Origin of the sequence: Devosia sp., from assembly GCF_965229025.1 — a bacterium.
GTDB lineage: Bacteria > Pseudomonadota > Alphaproteobacteria > Rhizobiales > Devosiaceae > Devosia_A.
In genome coordinates this window covers 690,153-707,364 of record NZ_OZ245853.1, presented here as the reverse complement: position 1 = coordinate 707,364, position 17,212 = coordinate 690,153, and the positions used below count along the sequence as shown (strand labels likewise).

15 protein-coding genes are annotated in these 17,212 nt (G+C 63.8%); 12 read left to right on the top strand and 3 right to left on the bottom strand.

What is annotated here, in order from left to right:
* Positions 1–153 precede the first annotated feature (153 nt).
* Positions 154–3,480, top strand: a complete 3,327-nt coding sequence (carB, locus tag ACO06J_RS03435) for a carbamoyl-phosphate synthase large subunit (protein WP_421759297.1) — start codon at positions 154–156, stop codon at positions 3,478–3,480.
* A gap of 144 nt (positions 3,481–3,624) precedes the next feature.
* A complete protein-coding gene (locus ACO06J_RS03430; RefSeq protein WP_421759296.1) occupies positions 3,625–4,485 on the top strand; it encodes a DMT family transporter in 861 nt (286 codons plus the stop codon).
* 27 nt (positions 4,486–4,512) lie between these two features.
* Here ACO06J_RS03430 and ACO06J_RS03425 read toward each other — a convergent pair whose 3' ends face one another.
* The gene (locus ACO06J_RS03425) at positions 4,513–5,466 is read right to left on the bottom strand and encodes an HD domain-containing phosphohydrolase (protein ID WP_421759295.1); all 954 of its coding nucleotides are present in this window, start codon (positions 5,464–5,466) and stop codon (positions 4,513–4,515) included.
* Between the two features lie 608 nt (positions 5,467–6,074).
* Between ACO06J_RS03425 and ACO06J_RS03420 the strand changes: the two genes are divergently transcribed.
* Entirely contained in the window at positions 6,075–6,854 is a 780-nt protein-coding gene (locus ACO06J_RS03420; RefSeq protein ID WP_421759294.1) for a sulfite exporter TauE/SafE family protein, read from the top strand.
* Between the two features lie 211 nt (positions 6,855–7,065).
* The gene (locus ACO06J_RS03415) at positions 7,066–7,860 is read left to right on the top strand and encodes a phytanoyl-CoA dioxygenase family protein (RefSeq protein ID WP_421759293.1); all 795 of its coding nucleotides are present in this window, start codon (positions 7,066–7,068) and stop codon (positions 7,858–7,860) included.
* A gap of 57 nt (positions 7,861–7,917) precedes the next feature.
* On the opposite strand, the gene ACO06J_RS03410 is transcribed toward ACO06J_RS03415, so the two are convergent.
* Positions 7,918–8,823 (bottom strand): methyltransferase, encoded by a 906-nt coding sequence (locus ACO06J_RS03410; RefSeq protein ID WP_421759292.1) that lies wholly within the window; start codon positions 8,821–8,823, stop codon positions 7,918–7,920.
* A 434-nt stretch (positions 8,824–9,257) separates the two neighbouring features.
* On the opposite strand from ACO06J_RS03410, the gene ACO06J_RS03405 reads away from it, so the two are divergent.
* The 8 genes from ACO06J_RS03405 (at position 9,258) to ACO06J_RS03370 (ending at position 16,237) form a co-directional block, all read left to right on the top strand.
* Complete coding sequence (locus ACO06J_RS03405; protein ID WP_421759291.1) at positions 9,258–9,467, top strand: cold-shock protein; 210 nt, start codon at positions 9,258–9,260, stop codon at positions 9,465–9,467.
* Positions 9,468–10,178: 711 nt separating this feature from the next.
* The gene (greA, locus tag ACO06J_RS03400) at positions 10,179–10,652 is read left to right on the top strand and encodes a transcription elongation factor GreA (protein WP_421759290.1); all 474 of its coding nucleotides are present in this window, start codon (positions 10,179–10,181) and stop codon (positions 10,650–10,652) included.
* A 150-nt stretch (positions 10,653–10,802) separates the two neighbouring features.
* Positions 10,803–11,753 (top strand): thioredoxin-disulfide reductase, encoded by a 951-nt coding sequence (gene trxB / locus ACO06J_RS03395; protein ID WP_421759289.1) that lies wholly within the window; start codon positions 10,803–10,805, stop codon positions 11,751–11,753.
* Between the two features lie 3 nt (positions 11,754–11,756).
* Positions 11,757–12,650 carry a LysR family transcriptional regulator gene (locus ACO06J_RS03390; protein WP_421759288.1) on the top strand — a complete coding sequence of 298 codons (894 nt, stop codon included), beginning with the start codon at positions 11,757–11,759 and terminating at the stop codon, positions 12,648–12,650.
* A 235-nt stretch (positions 12,651–12,885) separates the two neighbouring features.
* Positions 12,886–13,386 (top strand): hypothetical protein, encoded by a 501-nt coding sequence (locus tag ACO06J_RS03385; RefSeq protein WP_421759287.1) that lies wholly within the window; start codon positions 12,886–12,888, stop codon positions 13,384–13,386.
* Positions 13,387–13,990: 604 nt separating this feature from the next.
* A complete protein-coding gene (locus ACO06J_RS03380) occupies positions 13,991–14,206 on the top strand; it encodes a hypothetical protein (RefSeq protein WP_421759286.1) in 216 nt (71 codons plus the stop codon).
* 367 nt (positions 14,207–14,573) lie between these two features.
* Complete coding sequence (locus ACO06J_RS03375; RefSeq protein ID WP_421759285.1) at positions 14,574–15,692, top strand: hypothetical protein; 1,119 nt, start codon at positions 14,574–14,576, stop codon at positions 15,690–15,692.
* 95 nt (positions 15,693–15,787) lie between these two features.
* Positions 15,788–16,237 (top strand): SRPBCC domain-containing protein, encoded by a 450-nt coding sequence (locus ACO06J_RS03370; protein WP_421759284.1) that lies wholly within the window; start codon positions 15,788–15,790, stop codon positions 16,235–16,237.
* A gap of 30 nt (positions 16,238–16,267) precedes the next feature.
* Here the strand turns inward: ACO06J_RS03370 and pip are convergent, their stop codons facing one another.
* The gene (pip, locus tag ACO06J_RS03365) at positions 16,268–17,212 is read right to left on the bottom strand and encodes a prolyl aminopeptidase (protein ID WP_421759283.1); all 945 of its coding nucleotides are present in this window, start codon (positions 17,210–17,212) and stop codon (positions 16,268–16,270) included.

Below are 17,212 nucleotides of genomic sequence, written 5' to 3'. Positions count from 1 at the left end.
CGTGGCAGAGGGGTTCCCTTCCCCCGACTCTTCCGCTAGACAGCGGCCTTAACCTGCAGAGTCCGCCCCAGAACAACGCGCCCCCCGCGCGTCTTTCCGCGCGCCCGAACGACCCCAGCGCGTCTTCCGCGCGCCCCGAACGAAGAGACCGAGATGCCAAAACGCACCGACATCAAATCGATCCTCATCATCGGCGCGGGCCCGATCATCATCGGTCAGGCCTGCGAGTTCGACTACTCGGGAACTCAGGCGTGCAAGGCGCTCAAGGACGAGGGGTACCGGATCATCCTCGTCAACTCGAACCCGGCGACGATCATGACCGATCCCGATCTCGCCCACGCCACCTACATCGAGCCCATCACCCCCGAAATCGTTGCCAAGATCATCGAGCGGGAGCGCCCCGACGCGCTGCTCCCCACCATGGGCGGCCAGACCGCGCTGAACTGCGCGCTGAGCCTCAAGAAGATGGGCGTCCTCGACAAGTACAACGTCGAAATGATCGGCGCCGATGCCGAAGCCATCGACAAGGCCGAGGACCGCGAACTGTTCCGCGACGCCATGAAGAAGATCGGGCTCGAAACCCCCCGCTCCATGCTCGCGCACAACACCATCGAAGCGCTGCAAGCTCTTGAAGTGATTGGCCTGCCCTGCATCATCCGGCCCAGCTTCACCCTCGGCGGCACCGGCGGCGGCATTGCCTACAACAAGGAGGAATTCCTCAACATCGTCGAAACCGGCGTCGACGCCTCGCCCACCGATGAAGTGCTCATCGAAGAGAGCGTGCTCGGCTGGAAAGAGTACGAGATGGAGGTCGTTCGCGACAAGAACGACAACTGCATCATCGTCTGCTCGATCGAAAACCTCGATCCGATGGGCGTCCACACCGGCGATTCCATCACTGTCGCGCCAGCCCTGACGCTGACCGACAAGGAATACCAGATCATGCGCGACGCCTCGATCGCGGTCCTGCGCGAGATCGGCGTCGAGACCGGCGGTTCGAACGTGCAGTTCGCCATCAACCCCGATGACGGCCGCATGATCGTTATCGAGATGAACCCGCGCGTCTCGCGCTCCTCGGCGCTGGCATCGAAGGCCACCGGCTTCCCCATCGCCAAGGTCGCCGCCCGCCTCGCCGTTGGCTACACGCTCGATGAGCTCGAAAACGACATCACCGGCGGCGCCACGCCCGCTTCGTTCGAGCCCACCATCGACTACGTCGTTACCAAGATCCCGCGTTTCGCCTTCGAAAAGTTCCCCGGCGCTGACCGCCGCCTCACCACGTCGATGAAGTCGGTGGGCGAGGCCATGGCTATTGGCCGCACCTTCCAGGAATCGCTGCAGAAGGCCCTGCGCTCGCTCGAAACCGGACTCACCGGTCTCAACGAAATCGGCATCCCCGATTACGTCGCCGGCGCCCCCGAGGACGATAACGAAAACGCCGTGCTCGCCGCGATTTCGACCCCGACGCCCGATCGCCTGCTCCACGTCGCCGAAGCCATGCGGCTTGGGTTCTCGGTCGAGGATATCTACGAATCCTCCAAGATCGATCGCTGGTTCCTTGAGCAGATCAAAGGCATCGTCGACACCGAAAAGAAGGTGCGCGAATTCGGCCTGCCCGACACCCCCCAGCAGCTCCGCTCGCTCAAGGCCATGGGCTTTTCCGATCGCCGCCTCGCTGACCTCTCCGGCAAGTCCGCCAAGGACGTGCGCGGGCTGAGGAAGCAGTTGGGCGTCCGCCCGGTCTATAAGCGTATCGACACCTCGGCCGCCGAATTCGCCTCCCCCACCGCCTATATGTACTCGACCTACGAAGCCCCCTTCGCCAACGGCATCGTCGAGGACGAAGCCCGGCCGTCTGATCGCAAGAAGGTCGTCATCCTCGGCGGCGGTCCCAATCGTATCGGCCAGGGTATCGAGTTCGACTATTGCTGCTGTCATGCGGCTTTCGCGCTGGCCGACGCCGGCTACGAAACCATCATGATCAACTGCAACCCGGAAACCGTCTCCACCGACTATGACACCTCCGACCGGCTCTATTTCGAGCCCCTGACCGAGGAAGACGTCATCGAAATCCTCGAGACTGAAAAGCAGAACGGCACGCTGCACGGTGTTATCGTCCAGTTCGGCGGCCAGACCCCGCTCAACCTTGCCGATGCCGTCGAGCGCGCCGGCGTCACCATCCTCGGCACCCAGCCCTCCTCGATCGATCTCGCCGAGGACCGCGACCAGTTCAGTAAGCTGATCAGCCGGCTCGAACTGGCTCAGCCCAAGAACGGCATCGCCTACAGCCTCGAGCAGGCCCGCCTCGTTGCCGAACGCCTCGGCTACCCGCTGGTGATCCGGCCGTCCTACGTGCTCGGCGGCCGCGCCATGGCCATCGCGCACTCGCCGTCCGATTTCGAGCGCTACGTGCAGGACACCCTCACCGGCCTCGTCCCGCCCGATATCCTCAACCGCTACCCCAACGACAAGACCGGCCAGATCAACTCTGTCCTCTCCGACAACCCGCTGCTGTTCGACGGCTACCTGTCGCGCGCCATTGAAATCGACGTCGATTGCCTCTCTGACGGCAAGGACGTCTTCGTCTGCGGCATCATGGAGCACATCGAGGAAGCCGGCATTCACTCGGGCGACAGCGCCTGCTCGCTCCCCTCCGTCCACCTCTCGGACGAGGTGATCGCCGAGCTCAAGCGCCAGACCACCGAGCTCGCCTTGGCGCTCAAGGTCGGCGGCCTGATGAACGTGCAGTTCGCATTGAAGAACGGCACCATCTTCATCCTCGAAGTGAACCCGCGCGCCTCACGCACCGTGCCGTTCGTCGCCAAGGTGATCGGCAAGCCCATCGCCAAGATCGCGAGCCGCATCATGGCCGGCGAGAGCCTTGCGAGCTTCAACCTCGTCGAGGAAAAGCTCAACCACATCGCCGTCAAGGAAGCCGTCTTCCCCTTCAACCGCTTCCCCGGCGTCGATACCGTGCTCGGGCCGGAAATGAAGTCGACCGGCGAGGTCATGGGCCTCGACTACAACTACCCCATCGCCTTCGCCAAGAGCCAGCTCGGCGCCGGCAGCAAGGTGCCGCGTGAGGGCGTCGTCTTCATCTCCGTGCGCGATGACGACAAGCCGCTGATCCTCGATTTCTGCCGCCACCTCGCCGAGGTCGGGTTCAAGATCGTCGCCACCTCCGGCACCCACAAATACCTGATCGAAAACAGCATCCCGGCGACCAAGGTCAACAAGGTGCTCGAAGGCCGTCCGCACATCGTCGACTCGATGAAGAACGGCGGCGTGCAGCTGGTGATCAACACCACCGACGGCTCGAAATCGATCACCGACAGCCGCGACATCCGCCGCACCGCACTGATGGGCAAGATCCCCTACTACACCACCATCCCCGGCGCCGCCGCCGCCGTCGAAGGCATCATCGCCTACCGCGAAGGCAACCTGACCGTAAGGCCGCTACAGGACTACTTCGCGGCCTAAGCCTCTCCCTTGATCCTCCCCCGCAGAGCGGGGGAGGGGGACCACGCGCAGCGTGGTGGAGGGGGCAAGGACTCCCGCAGTCGTCACCCCTCCCCCACCCCGAAAATCTAGTCTACCCTCCACGCGCCAATCTGGACCGGCGCCATGAAGCTCACCACCCTCACCACCATCGCCATGCTGGCCTTCGCCGCCAACTCCGTGCTGGCGCGGCTGGCGTTCGTTTCAGCCAGCGCTGATCCGCTCACCTACACCGGTGTGAGGCTCGCCAGCGGCGCCCTCGTCCTCCTGGCCCTCGTCATCGCTCGCCAGGATCGCGGCAGCCGCTTCCAACTCGCTGGCAGTTGGGCCGGCGCCGCGGCCCTCACCGGCTACGCCCTCGCTTTCTCGGTCGCCTATATCCTCCTCGGCGCCGGCACTGGTGCCCTCATCCTGTTTGCCAGCGTCCAGTTCGGCATTCTCGGCTGGGCCGTCATCAAGGGTGATCGCCCGGGCCTGCTCGAGTGGATCGGCCTCGCGATCGCCTTTGCCGGCCTCGCCTACCTCGTCTCCCCCGGCCTCGTCGCCCCGCACCCGCTTGGCGCGCTGCTGATGCTCATCTCCGGCCTTTGCTGGGCCGCCTACACCCTGCTCGGCCGTGGCTCCCGTACACCGCTGCGCGACACCGCCGGCAACTTCACCCGCAGCATGCCGCTTGCTCTGCTGCTGATCGTGGGCGGGCTGCTGACCCATGCCCTGAGCCCAGCCGCCCTCGCCTACGCCGCCGCCTCCGGCGCCATCGCCTCGGGGCTGGGCTACGCCATCTGGTACGCCGCCCTCCCCGGCCTCACCCGCACCCGCTCCGCCATCGTGCAACTGACCGTCCCCGCCATCGCCGCCACCGGCGGCGTCCTCTTCATCGCCGAACCCCTATCCCCCCGCCTCCTCATTGCCTCCGCCGCCATCCTCGGCGGCGTCGCAATAGCGCTTTCGGTCGCAAGCAGACGGCAGGCCCGCAAGGCAGTCTGACGACGGCCTGAGCTCCGCCCCCTTGGTCTAGAACAATTCCTCATCCGGCAATTTAGCCGGGCTTTCGGCGCGCTTCTGGTTGCGCACCACCAGGATCGTCGGCGGCAGCTTCACCGTCTGCGCCAGCGACAGCAGCCGCCGTGCGCTCAACTCGTTCAGCTCGGTGCCTGCCGAAAGCAGCAACTGCCCCTCCCGGTCCGAAAGATCATGCACCAGTACATCTCCCGGCCGTCCCATCATCGGGTGGATTTCGATCTCACCCTCGCCCGGCCGGCGTTCAGGCACCAGCAGCACCTCATAGGCTGTGTCGAACACCGCCGGGTCGTAGCGCTCACGGTGTGCCGCCATTTTTTCGAAGGCGCCGGCGCGCGTCCTTTGCGTGCCCGTCGCTGCGTCGGCAAGGTCGATCAGCACCTTCAGAATCCGCGCCGATTGCGGTAGCTCATCGCCGCTCGGCCCATCCTTGGGCCAGCCTTCGCCATTGTAGCCCTTCCGCGCATAAAACACCGTCCGCGCCACCCCATCCATGCGCGGCATGTTGGCAATCAGCCGCGAAGCGACCAGTGCGCTCTCCTCGATCCGTAGCGCCTCGTCTTCACTGAGTGGCTGGTCGGCCGCATACTTTGCCGCAAGTTCGTCCGGCAGCGAGATCACCCCCAGCGGGTAAAGCAACGCCGCAAGGTCCAGCTCCCACCCTTTTTCGACATTCATGTGCTTGGCGAGGCGTCGCGCCCAGCGCTGCACCTTGGCGGCCTTCTGGAACACTTCGGGCCGCGCCGACGCCAGAATGTCCGTCATCAGCTTGACGCCACCACCGAGCAGCCGTTCCTGCGCCTTGGTGGCCATGGCCAGTTCCCTGCCTCTTTCCAACAGCGCTGCTTCAGCCGCATGACGCGCGGTCTGTTCGCTTTGCAGCCGGCTGAGCACCATCTCGATGGTGACGCGTCCGTGGGCGTCCGACTGGGGCACTGAGCTACGCATTCTGCCTCCCGGGCGTTCTGCCGCCCAACGCCCTTAGGGAACAAACTAATCGTGGCCAAACAATTGTCCAGCGAGCCACGATTCGATTGCTTTTTCTTATTTTCGACTCTGCCGCTCAATTAAGTCACCAGTTTGGCGCTAGATTAGCCAAACATACGGCCACGATTTCATAAAATTCCGCCACCGCTTCGGTTGAACGAACGCGTCAAAACAAGCAGATTTGTGTACTATTACTTATCTGCCATCTACCTGAGGCCGGACGGGTGCCCAAATCCGCCAAAGCCACCCGTACCGTCGATAGCTACGGCGCCTCGAAAAAGCACATCCGGCACCGCCCGCTCTTGAGGCCCGGCTCGCGCCCTACCGCAGCGGCAAGGACACCGTGCAGTTCACATAAGCCGCCCCCATCCCCTACGATCTCATCGCCGAAATCGCCCGCGGCCGCATAAAGCCAAAGTCCTGAGACGCCTCCCCAACCGCGGCTGGGCGGGCACGATTTTGCTCTGCCACAGCGTCCCTGCGCCAATCCATCCTACCGGCAACACTGGTGTTGCAACGCCACCCCCACTAGGTTGCGCACCGTTGCGGGCGGGGGCGATCGATAATCTGTGTGGGCGATTGACCCTCTTTACAGCCTCTCCGGCTTTGCCGTGGGCGTCATCGTCGGCCTGACCGGCGTCGGCGGAGGCTCGCTGATGACGCCGCTGCTCATCCTGCTGTTCAACATCCATCCGGCGACCGCCGTCGGCACCGATCTGCTCTATGCGGCTCTGACCAAGTCTGCTGGCACGGCCATGCACGGCTTCAACCGCAACATCGATTGGTCCATCGTCGGCACGCTCGCCCTGGGCAGCGTCACCGCCGCCGCCATCACGCTCTATTTCGTGTCAAAGGCCGGCGGTTCCGACCCTGCCTTTGCCCACACCGTGTCGCTGCTCCTCGGCGTCATGCTGCTGCTCACCGCGCTGTCGCTGATCTTCCGCCGGCGCCTCTTCGGCTTCGTGCGCAATCATCGCGAACTGCCGCCCCGGGTGCGCTTTGCCGTCACCGTCGCCTTCGGCGCTGCGCTCGGCGTCCTCGTGTCCATCTCCTCGGTCGGCGCCGGCGCTCTCGGCGTCACCGTGCTGATGCTGCTCTATCCCCGCCTGCCGGTCATGCGCATCGTCGCCACCGACATCGCCCACGCCGTGCCGCTCACCCTCGTCGCCGGCATCGGCCACTGGATCATCGGCAATGTCGATTGGCACATGCTGGCCTCGCTCTTGGTCGGCTCCATCCCCGGCATCCTCCTCGCCAGCTTCTTCGCCCCCAAAGTCCCCGAACGCCTGCTGCGCATCCTCCTCGCCACCGTACTGGTCCTCGTCGGCATCAAGCTCGTCCTCGCCTGAGCCATCCCGGTTGAGGCGCCTCCGCCCACCGTCCCGCCGTCGGCTTGACCTTCCCAGCAAGTCGGCTGTAGTTTTCGGGATCATGATGATGATCCGCCATTTCGCATCGGTCTTCCTGCTCGCCTGATCGCGAGCCTTGACCGCGTCCCCCCAAGGGGACCCTTGCCCGCCGCTCGATGGCGCGCGGGCGCATGCAAAATGGACAATCACAATGACCACTACTGGCCAACCCGCGCTTTCTGCTGCGCAAATCGATGCTTTCGTCACCGATGGCTTCGTCCGCCTCGATGCCGCCTTTCCCCGCGAACTGGCCGACCAGTGCCGCGCCATCCTCTGGCGCGCCACCGGTCTGGACCCCGATGCGCCGCAAACCTGGACCCGGCCCGTCGTCCGCGTCGGAGACATTGCCCTTCCGCCCTTTGTCGCCGCCGCCAACACGGATCGCCTCCGCTCGGCCTATGACCAACTCGTCGGCATCGGCCGCTGGCAGCCGCGCGGCAGCCTCGGCACGTTTCCCATCCGCTTTCCTTCACCGGACGACCCAGGGGACGCCGGCTGGCACGTCGACATGAGCTTCGGCTGGGAGGACAACCCGTCCGATTTCCTGTCCTGGCGGGTCAACATCCACTCCCGTGGCCGCGCCCTGCTCATGCTGTTCCTGTTCTCCGACGTCGGCGAGGACGATGCACCCACGCGCATCCGCGTCGGCTCACACGCCGATATCGCGCGCCAACTTGCGCCTCATGGTGACAACGGCATGTCCTTGCGCGAACTCGCAGTGGATGGCTTTGCCGGCTCGCGACACCGCCCCGAAATGCTGGCAACAGGTGCCGCAGGTACGGTCTACCTCTGCCACCCGTTTCTCGTGCATGCCGCCCAGCCCCATCGTGGAAAGCAACCCCGCTTCATGGCACAGCCAGCCCTGCTGCCTGATCCGGCATCGGGCGGAGACGCGTCTGACGACAACAGCCCCGTCCAAGTCGCTATCCGGCTCGCTCTGAAGTAGGCGCACAGCCCGCAGCGCCGGCCTCGACCTCATGGGTTGAGACCGGCCTCGCCTGCCCTAACCCGCCCGCCCCAGCACCAGCAGCCCCTTCACCGGCACCCCGCGATCCAGCCGGATCACGCAGTCCTGCTGCACGATGGCGTCAAATCCGGCCCGAGCGCACGCCTCCAGCGCCAGTTCCGGCTGGTGCGCGTAGCGGAGGTTGGTCTGCAGCCGCAGCGGTTCGGGGCCGTCGAACACCTCCAGCGAAAACCCGAACCATCCCCCCGGCACCAGCACTGCGCGCACCGCCGCCAGCACCGGAGGCAGCGCGCCGGTATAGTTGAGCACATCCGCCGCCGTCACGAGATCGGCCTTCTCCTCCCAACCAGCGAGGAACTGCGTCAGTTCGCCCTTGTGCAGCCGGTCATAGATCTGCTTCCGCCGCGCCTCCGCCAGCATCGCCTCCGAAATATCGACCCCTTCGAGCCGCCGCGCCATCTTGCGCAGCCGTTCCCCCACCAGCCCCGTCCCACACCCGAGATCGAGCGCCAGCCCCACCGGCGGCGGCACCATTGCCGCGATCATCTCCGCCAGTTCATCCGGCACCGAATAGCCCAGCCGATCGACCAGCGAGGTCTCGAAGCGCGACGCATAATCGTCGAACAGCGTTTCGACATAGGCCGAGCCATCCACCGCTCCCGCCTCGCCATGCGCCGCAAGTTTCAAAGCCGCGCCATACTGTCCCTCGGCATCGAGCGCCGCCGACCTGCGCCACGCCACCTTGGCGCCCTCGATGTCCCCGGTCTCTTCGCGATATCGGCCAAGATTGTGCCAGCCCGCCGCCCAGTCCGGCACCAGCTCCAGCGCCTGCACCACCACTTCTGCCGCCTCGTCATAGGCACCCTCCGACGCCAGCGCCTCGGCATAGCGGCCGCGGCGATCGGCGACGAGGTCGCCCGAGGAGTGCTGGAGCTTGCGCAAGTGGAGCCTTGAGGTTGCGCCAGCGGTTTAGCCCACCGCCCTGCGAACAGGAAGTGATGCATAAAGCGAAATTCCGCTTTGCCGTCATATTGCAGCGGCATAGATTGTCTATCAGACGCCTGCAGCCATGCCGCGTCGTGCGGGCATTGCGCCCATTTCCTAGACCCCAGAGCCGCAACTTCCCGCGGCTCGGGCACTACAAGACGATGCGCCGTAGACCCCGTTGTGGACCATCTGCACCGGGGCTTTAGGTGTTTTCACTCGGTATTGATAGCTGGACTGTTTCGCGCTAAAAGTTAACAGTCGAATACTGCGGCCGACACTTCGTGCCTGGCGTCTACCTACGCCTGCTGAGGTTATTCCAAGAATTCGATTGGCAAAGGTCTCCATTGGGGTGGAGACCGCCACCACGGCAGACTGCGAGAGGGACTTATATGGCTACCGGCACTGTAAAATGGTTCAACGGCCAGAAAGGCTATGGCTTCATCCAGCCCGATGAGGGCGGGGCGGACGTCTTCGTGCACATTTCTGCTGTCCAGCGTTCGGGCCTTTCCGGCCTCGACGAAGGCCAGAAGGTGACCTACGACATCGTCAACGACAAGCGCACTGGCAAGGCTGCTGCAGACAACCTGCAGCCATCCTGATCGGCTACTGAGCAGTAAATATAGGAGGCGCAGTTCCGGAGGGAGCTGCGCCTTTGTTACATCTCGTGGGCCGGGAGGCGCGATCTCTCCGTGGTCCTCACCCGCCAAGCGGGGGACTTCGCGGCCGGTCGACCGAAGGTCGATGAAAAGCTCCAGTGGAGCTTTTCAAGGCAAGAAGGCCATGAGAGCTATGCTCGAATGGCTTGGACCGGCGTAGCCGGTGGAGGGGGCGGCAAAGCGCACTGAGCTTCACCTCTTCTCATGGACGGACGCATGTTGGATCGCAGCCGTCGCCAACTTGAAGGGTGACGATAAGTCCGCGCATACAGTCGCCCCCTCCACCGGCTACGCCGGTCCCCCTCCCCCATTTCATGGGTGAGGACCACGGGGGCTGCTGCAGACAACCTGCAGCCATCCTGATCTGCCCCTGGGCCACCGAACACCTCATCTGACGCGGCCCCCAGGCTGCGTCTTTTTGTTTGTGAGCGGCCTCGTCTGGCCGATGCCGCCTGGGCCAGTGTTCGCGCCGCTTGATTTTCTGGCCCGTGATCCGATATCCCTTCCGTGTCGAGTGCAGCGCGGGTTCCCGCGCCATGCTTGACCAACGCCCATCGCGCGGGCACTTTGTGTACTGACGCTTCCCCCTATGATCAGGTCATGGATCACGCCGACTGAGTTGGCAGGGAAGTTTTTATTCGAACGGAGACGGCAATGGACAAGATCCCGATGACGATCAGCGGGCACAAGGACCTGACGGAAGAATACCGTCGGCGGACTTCTGAAGATCGTCCCGCGATTATTGCTGACATCTCGGAAGCCCGTGCCCACGGCGATCTCTCGGAAAATGCCGAGTATCATGCCGCCAAGGAGCAGCAGAGCCTCAACGAGGGCCGCATCAAGGAACTCGAAACGCTCCTCGCGCTCGCCGAAATCATTGACGTGACCAAGATCTCCGGCTCGACCGTCAAGTTCGGCGCCACCGTCAAGCTCGTCGACGAGGACAGCGAGAAGGAAAAGTCCTACATGATCGTCGGCGATGCTGAAGCCGATTTGAGCAAGGGCCGCATTTCCATTTCCTCGCCCATCGCCCGCGCCATGATCGGCAAATCGATTGGCGATTCGTTTGAGGTCGCCGCGCCCGGTGGCTCAAAGAGCTACGAAATTCTTGAACTGAAGTTCGTCTGACGTCAAAAACCGTCTGCACACCGCCATTGGTGTGACTTTTCGGTGAGTCCGCCCGGGCCTTTGGTCCGGGGCAACCGAACCGGCCTTGAAACCAAGGCGCGGAACCCACTATCTGTCTGTACGTTGTATTCAGTTTGCCGGGAGCGTCAGGTGCACGCCAAAGTCGTCATTATCGGGTCAGGCCCGGCAGGCTACACGGCAGCCATCTATGCGGCGCGCGCCATGCTTGAGCCCGTCATGATCGCCGGCCTCCAGCCCGGCGGCCAGCTCACCATCACCTCAGACGTCGAAAACTATCCCGGCTTCGCCGATGTCATCCAGGGCCCCTGGCTCATGGACCAGATGAAGGCGCAGGCCGAGCATGTCGGCACGAAGTTCGTCAACGATATCATCGTCGAGGTCGATTTCGACCAGCGCCCCTTCGTCATGATCGGCGACAGCGGCACCCGCTATACCGCCGATGCGGTGATTATCGCCACCGGCGCCCAGGCCCGTTGGCTTGGCCTTGAATCCGAGGAAAAGTTCCAGGGCTTCGGCGTCTCTGCCTGCGCCACCTGCGACGGCTTCTTTTATCGCGGCAAGGAAGTCGTGGTTGTCGGCGGCGGCAACACCGCTGTCGAGGAAGCGCTGTTCCTCACCAACTTCGCCTCAAAGGTCACAGTCGTCCACCGTCGCGGTGAGTTCCGTGCCGAGCGCATCCTCCAGGAACGCCTGTTCAAGAACCCCAAGGTCGAGGTCATCTGGAACGCCGCTATCGAGGAAGTCTACGGCGATACCATGCCGCGCTCGGTCAAGGGCGTGAAGATCCGTGACACCGTCACCGGCCACATTACCGAGAAGAATGTTGACGGCGTCTTCATCGCTATCGGCCATTCTCCTGCCACCTCAATCTTCGCCGGCAAGCTCGACATGAAGCAGGGTGGGTATCTCAAGGTTGTTGCGGGTGGCACCGCCACCAACATTCCGGGCGTCTTCGCCGCCGGCGACGTCACCGATGACGTCTACCGCCAGGCGGTCACCGCCGCCGGCATGGGCTGCATGGCGGCCCTCGATGCCGAGGAATACCTCGCCGCCCATCAACTCGCCGAAGCGGCGGAATAGTCGATGCTCGATTGGGACAAGCTTCGCATCTTCCACACTGCCGCTGAGTCCGGGTCCTTCACCCACGCCGCCGAACGGCTGAACATGAGTCAGTCAGCTGTCTCCCGCCAGATTTCCGCGCTCGAAGACGATCTTGGCCTGAAGCTCTTCATCCGCCACGCCCGCGGCCTCGTCCTCACCGAAGTCGGCGAGCAGCTGTTTCGCACCGCCCACCGCATGCACTGGGAGTTGCAGCAGGTCGAAACCCAGATGTCCGAAAGCCAGGACGTCCCCACCGGCCCGCTCCTCGTCACCACCACCGTCGGCATCGGCTCGACCTGGCTGAGTTCGCGCATCCACGAGTTCCTGCGCCTCTATCCAGAGATTCAGATCGAGATCAAGCTCAACGACGCCGAACTCGATCTCGCCATGCGCGAGGCCGACGTCGCGATCCGCCTGCACCGGCCCAACCAGTCCGAGATGATCCAGCGCAAGCTGTTCACCGTGCACAACCACTTCTACGCCTCGTCCAACTACATCCAGGAATTCGGCGAGCCGCAGGCCGTGGAAGACCTCGACAGCCACCGCATCATTTCCTTCGGCGAGCCGGTCCCGTCCTATCTCGGTGACATCAACTATCTCGAGCGCCTCGGCCGCCCCGATTCCTCGCCGCGTCGCGCCGCCATGAAGGTCAACGCCATCAACGGCATGATGCAGGCCTGCCGTGCCGGCCTCGGCATCGCCATGCTGCCCGACTACGTCACCGAAAACGAAGAAAAGCTGACGCGGGTCCTCCCCGGCATCGAGTTGCCGGCGTACGAGGCCTACTTCGTCTATCCCCCTGCCCTCAAGAACTCCAAACGCGTCGGCGTCTTCCGCGACTTCCTCGTCGGCAAAGCCCGCGAGTGGTCGTTCTAGCCGTCGTCCCCGTTTCCCTCTTCACCTCTCCCTTGGGGGACTTCGATGCGGCCCGCAGGGACAAATCGCTCCGGTGGAGCGATTTGAGCGGAGAAGGCCACGAGACCTATGGTCGAGTGGCAGGGTCGACCCACTTGGGTCGGGTGAGGGGGCCTTGCCTTCCGCCCATGCGTCAGCATTCAGAGCCTGTTCATCCGTTTGGTTGCATTGGGGCAAGACCAGCAAGGGTCCCACTATGCGCATAGCTCCGATTCCCGTTCTCCTGTTCGTCGGCCTCTTCACGCTTCCCGCGGCGGCTGAACCGCTCCTGGTCACCCCGGCGCAGATCGGCGAAGCCTTCTGCCTCTCCCGCCTCACTGGCGACACCGGCCCGATCACCGGCCTCCTCACCCCCGAACTCACGGTCGCCATCGCCGACGCTGAAGCCAAGAACGACACCATCCAGAAGCAGGCGCCCGACGAAAAGCCGCCGCTTGGCGACGGCATCCCGTGGCAATCGTGGACCGACTACGCCGACAAATGCACCGTCGGCGCCGTCACCCTAATGCAGAACGAGGCCAAAGTGGCCATCGACTATGCGTTCACCGAGTACCCGGAGGCCAACTTCACCGACACCCTCGAGCTCAGGCTGATCCCCGGCCCCTACGACAACACCTTGTGGCGTCTCGACAATATCGCCTACGCCACCGACAGCGACCTGAAAACCGTCCTCATCAGCGCCTTCCTGCCCAACTAGCCAGAACGCCTCCGCATGCGCCGAACGCATAGCTCCCATGATCACTTCCCAATTGTGAGCTAGGGCCCGCGGTCCTATACCCCCGCTCGACAGCGGCTGAGCGCATCTCCCTCCTCCTAGCGCTCGCTGATTGTTCCTCCTTGCAGTCATACTACTGCAACACTGGCCCCGCTCTCCCCTCGAGCGGGGCCTTGTTTTTTCTGCTGGGCAGTAAATTTTTACGTAAATTCATTGAGTTACGTACATCACGGCGCCGTGAACGCAGGTCAGCAACACTGACCTATACCTGCGCAGAGTGCATGGCTGACATACCCCCGGACGCATTGCTGACCAAATGGTCAAAGCGCATATTGGGTTTGTCGATGTGAGCCGCACCGTTTCCTCCTCCCTCGGTCCTGCTCTGCGACACCGGTTCGAAGCCCTCTCCTCCTCCCTGGGCCTAGGACCACCGGCAGATGGCGTATCCTCCTCCCTCGTCCGTCTGCCACCACTTTCGATTTGGACTTCGGTCCCAGTCATCGGCCCCATCTTCGGATGGGGCCTTTTTTTTGGTCCTATGCCCCGTGGCGCCTCCTGCCCGGGCCTGCTCTCCCGGTGAGGTCGTGTGGACACGTTGACGTTGTTTGGATTGTTCGCCGTCACCGGCATGCTGGTGACCTACGCGCTGGAGCGCAAACACCGGCACTATGTCCTCGCCTTCGCAGTGTTCTGCGCTCTCGGCTCGATCTACGGCTTCCTCCAGGGCGCCTGGCCCTTTGGCCTTGTCGAGGCGATCTGGAGTCTCGTCGCCCTCAACCGCTGGCGCCGCGCCGCGCGCTGATTGCGCACCGTGCATGGCAGCCGTTCCGAGTTCGCGTTTGTCGGACTCGTCCCCGGCAATCATATTCGACCCCGAGAGATGACGGCCTCTCCTCCTCCCTGGCCGGCTTCTCAGAGATTGCGACCGTCCTCCTCCCTGGTCGCGTTCTCATGGGTGTGCTGCTTCGGCGGCAAACCCCTAAGGCCTCGCTCATCCCCTCGAGCGAGGCCTTTTTTTATGGCCCGATCCGGAATGCCCCGGCAGTTCTTGCCCACTGCCCGCAATGCCCGCCAACCCGGCAGGTTAAAGCGCTGATCTAGCTGGTGTTTTAAGCACTCCCGACTGGCACGGCTGATGCATCGTCACAGGCACCACGCGGAGCCTCAAGATGAGCACCATCACCAGCAGCACCAGCAGTTCCAACGGCGCCGCCACTTACGCCGCTATCCTTGCTGCCGCCCAAAAGACGGCAAAGGCGACCGCCACCACAACCACCACCTCCGGCTCTCAAAGCAGTGCGACCAACCTCACCCTCTCCGATGCCGCCAAGGCCGCCCTCGCGCTCAAGGATTTCACCACCGTCATCGCCGACGCCCGCGCCACCCTCGACCAGTTGCTGGCTGATGCCAAAGTCCAAAGCCCGCTCAAGGACGGCGCGCTGACCATCGATCTCTCCAAAGTCGATCGCCGCGAGCTGTTCGCCATCAGCACCAATTCTGGCCAGAAGTTCACGGCCGACGAACAGAAGTCTGCGGCCATCGAGCTGCAGAACCGCTTCGATCAGGCCCTTGCCGGCCCCACTGCCGTCGGCCGCGTCACCGGCTCCATCAAGGGCCTCTACACCGCCGCCCTCGCCTATTACGACCAGATGGGACCCGAGGAAAAAGCCAGCGCCGCCTATGCCGACCAGCGCGCCGCGCTCGAAAGCATGCTGACCCAACTCAGCAGCAATCCCAAGACCTTACCTGTCGTCGACAACGATCCCGTCGCCGCCTACATGACCCGCCTCAGCGCCGGCGAAACCGGCCAGCCCCGCGCCATCGCCGATGTCGGCAACGACGCCCGCAGCACGCTCGATGCCCAATACGCCGCCGGCGCATCGCTCGCCGACTACACCGATTTCGACAGTCGCTCGCTGGCAGCAGTTGCCCTCAACACCGGCGGCAACTTCACCGCCACCGAGGTGCGCAACGCCTCATCCGAGATGCGCTCCCGCAGCGGTGCCGCCCTGCTTGCGGGGCTGAAGAACTCGGGCACCTCATCCGACCCTGCCGCCTTCGCCAGCAACATCATCTCGCTGTACGGCGCCATGAGCAGCGAAGAACGCGCCGCCGCCGGCTGGTCAGATAAGCTCTACGAATCCGCCGTCGCGAACTATCAAACGGCCACCAAGCTCGCCAGCATGCTCGGCTCCACCACCGGCTCGTCGGTCTGGGGCGGCAGCAACGAGACGACATCGAGTTCGTCTTCGAGCTCCAACACCATGAGCATCCTCAACTATCTCTGAGCAGCGCACTCGCGACTGCAAAGCTCTGCTACCGACAGCCGCTTGATATTGGCCGTTTCGTTGGTTAAGTTATCCCTTAACTAACGGAGCCAGCCATGCATCTCACAGACGACGAGGCCGCCCGAACCGTCATCAGCACCCGGGTCATCGACGCCCCGGTCGATGCGGTATTCGACGCCTATGCCAATCCCGAAAAACTCGTCCGCTGGTGGGGACCGAACGGCTTTACCCTTGAGACGGAACACATCGACCTGCGCGAAGGCGGCGACTGGCGTTTCACCTTCACCGGCCCCGACGGTAAGCAGTACAAGAACTACCTGGTCTTCAAGACCATCGAACGCCCGCACCGCTTCGTTGTCGACCATCGCAGCGGCCCCTACTATCTCGGCACCGTCACCTTCGAAGACCTCGGCGCGCAGACACGCATCACCATGTACTGGACATTCGAGAACGCGGACTTTCTCCTCAAGCACCGCAAGGTCATCGAGGACGGGAACGAGGGTAATTTTGACCGTGTGACCGAAGTCATTCTGGGTCGGCGGTAGACCGGGAGAGAGCACTCACACAGGCTCTCGCTAAGCGAACCGCTCAAGCGCCTCGACGATCGCGTCTTCCATCCCGGCGTCGGAACTGGAGTGCCCGGCACCCTCGATAATCCGAAGCTCCGCTTCCGGCCACGCCCGAGCCAGTTCCCACGCCGTGACCAGCGGTCCCTGCAGATCAAGCCGCCCCTGCACCAGCACACCAGGAATTCCGGCTAGTCGCGACGCCCCCTTGAGCAACGCGCCGTCCTCCAGCCATGCCGCGTGCCGAAAGAAGTGCGTTACAATCCGCGCCCGCCCAAGCACCCGATTGATCTCGCTCTTCGGCACCTCACGCGCCACGGGCATCACGGAAGCGCTGGCATTGTCCCACGCATCAAAATCCCACGCTGCCTTCTCCCGCACCGCAAGGTCCGGATCGAACAGCAGGTCATGGTAGGCAGCGATCATCCCATCCTCGGGCGTGCCCACCGGCACCCCGGCACGAAACCGCGCCCACTCTTCCGGAAACAATGGCGCCAGTCCCCGATACAGCCAGTCGATCTCGCTGCGGCGCGTCGTCGTGACCCCGGCAAACACCATCCCCGCCACCCGCTCTGGGGAAGTCTGGGCATAGGCCAACCCCAGCGTCGTCCCCCACGACGCGCCATAGATCACCCAGCGCTCCACCCCGAGATGGCTCCGCAAAACCTCGATATCGCTGATCAGATGCGCCGTGGTGTTGACCGAGAAGTCCACACTCTCTCCCGACGCATGCGGCGTACTCCGCCCGCAGCCACGCTGGTCAAACCCCACGATCCGGTAGCGCGATGGGTCAAAGAACCGCCGCGCCTTTGGCGAAAAGCCCGAACCCGGGCCACCATGGAGGATGAGCGCCGCGACACCGTCCGGCGTTCCTGCCTCCTCCCACCAGATCTGGTTGCCATCGCCGACATCCAGCAGTCCGCTGGCCGTCGCCTCGGTGACGGGGTGGGCCAT

Coding starts and splice junctions, on each gene's coding strand:
- pip (WP_421759283.1), bottom strand. CDS start 17,212: ATGGCCCACCCCGTCACCGAGGCGACGGCCAGCGGACTGCTGGATGTC.
- greA (WP_421759290.1), top strand. CDS start 10,179: ATGGACAAGATCCCGATGACGATCAGCGGGCACAAGGACCTGACGGAA.
- ACO06J_RS03375 (WP_421759285.1), top strand. CDS start 14,574: ATGAGCACCATCACCAGCAGCACCAGCAGTTCCAACGGCGCCGCCACT.
- ACO06J_RS03415 (WP_421759293.1), top strand. CDS start 7,066: ATGACCACTACTGGCCAACCCGCGCTTTCTGCTGCGCAAATCGATGCT.
- carB (WP_421759297.1), top strand. CDS start 154: ATGCCAAAACGCACCGACATCAAATCGATCCTCATCATCGGCGCGGGC.
- ACO06J_RS03390 (WP_421759288.1), top strand. CDS start 11,757: ATGCTCGATTGGGACAAGCTTCGCATCTTCCACACTGCCGCTGAGTCC.
- ACO06J_RS03425 (WP_421759295.1), bottom strand. CDS start 5,466: ATGCGTAGCTCAGTGCCCCAGTCGGACGCCCACGGACGCGTCACCATC.
- ACO06J_RS03385 (WP_421759287.1), top strand. CDS start 12,886: ATGCGCATAGCTCCGATTCCCGTTCTCCTGTTCGTCGGCCTCTTCACG.
- ACO06J_RS03430 (WP_421759296.1), top strand. CDS start 3,625: ATGAAGCTCACCACCCTCACCACCATCGCCATGCTGGCCTTCGCCGCC.
- ACO06J_RS03405 (WP_421759291.1), top strand. CDS start 9,258: ATGGCTACCGGCACTGTAAAATGGTTCAACGGCCAGAAAGGCTATGGC.
- ACO06J_RS03370 (WP_421759284.1), top strand. CDS start 15,788: ATGCATCTCACAGACGACGAGGCCGCCCGAACCGTCATCAGCACCCGG.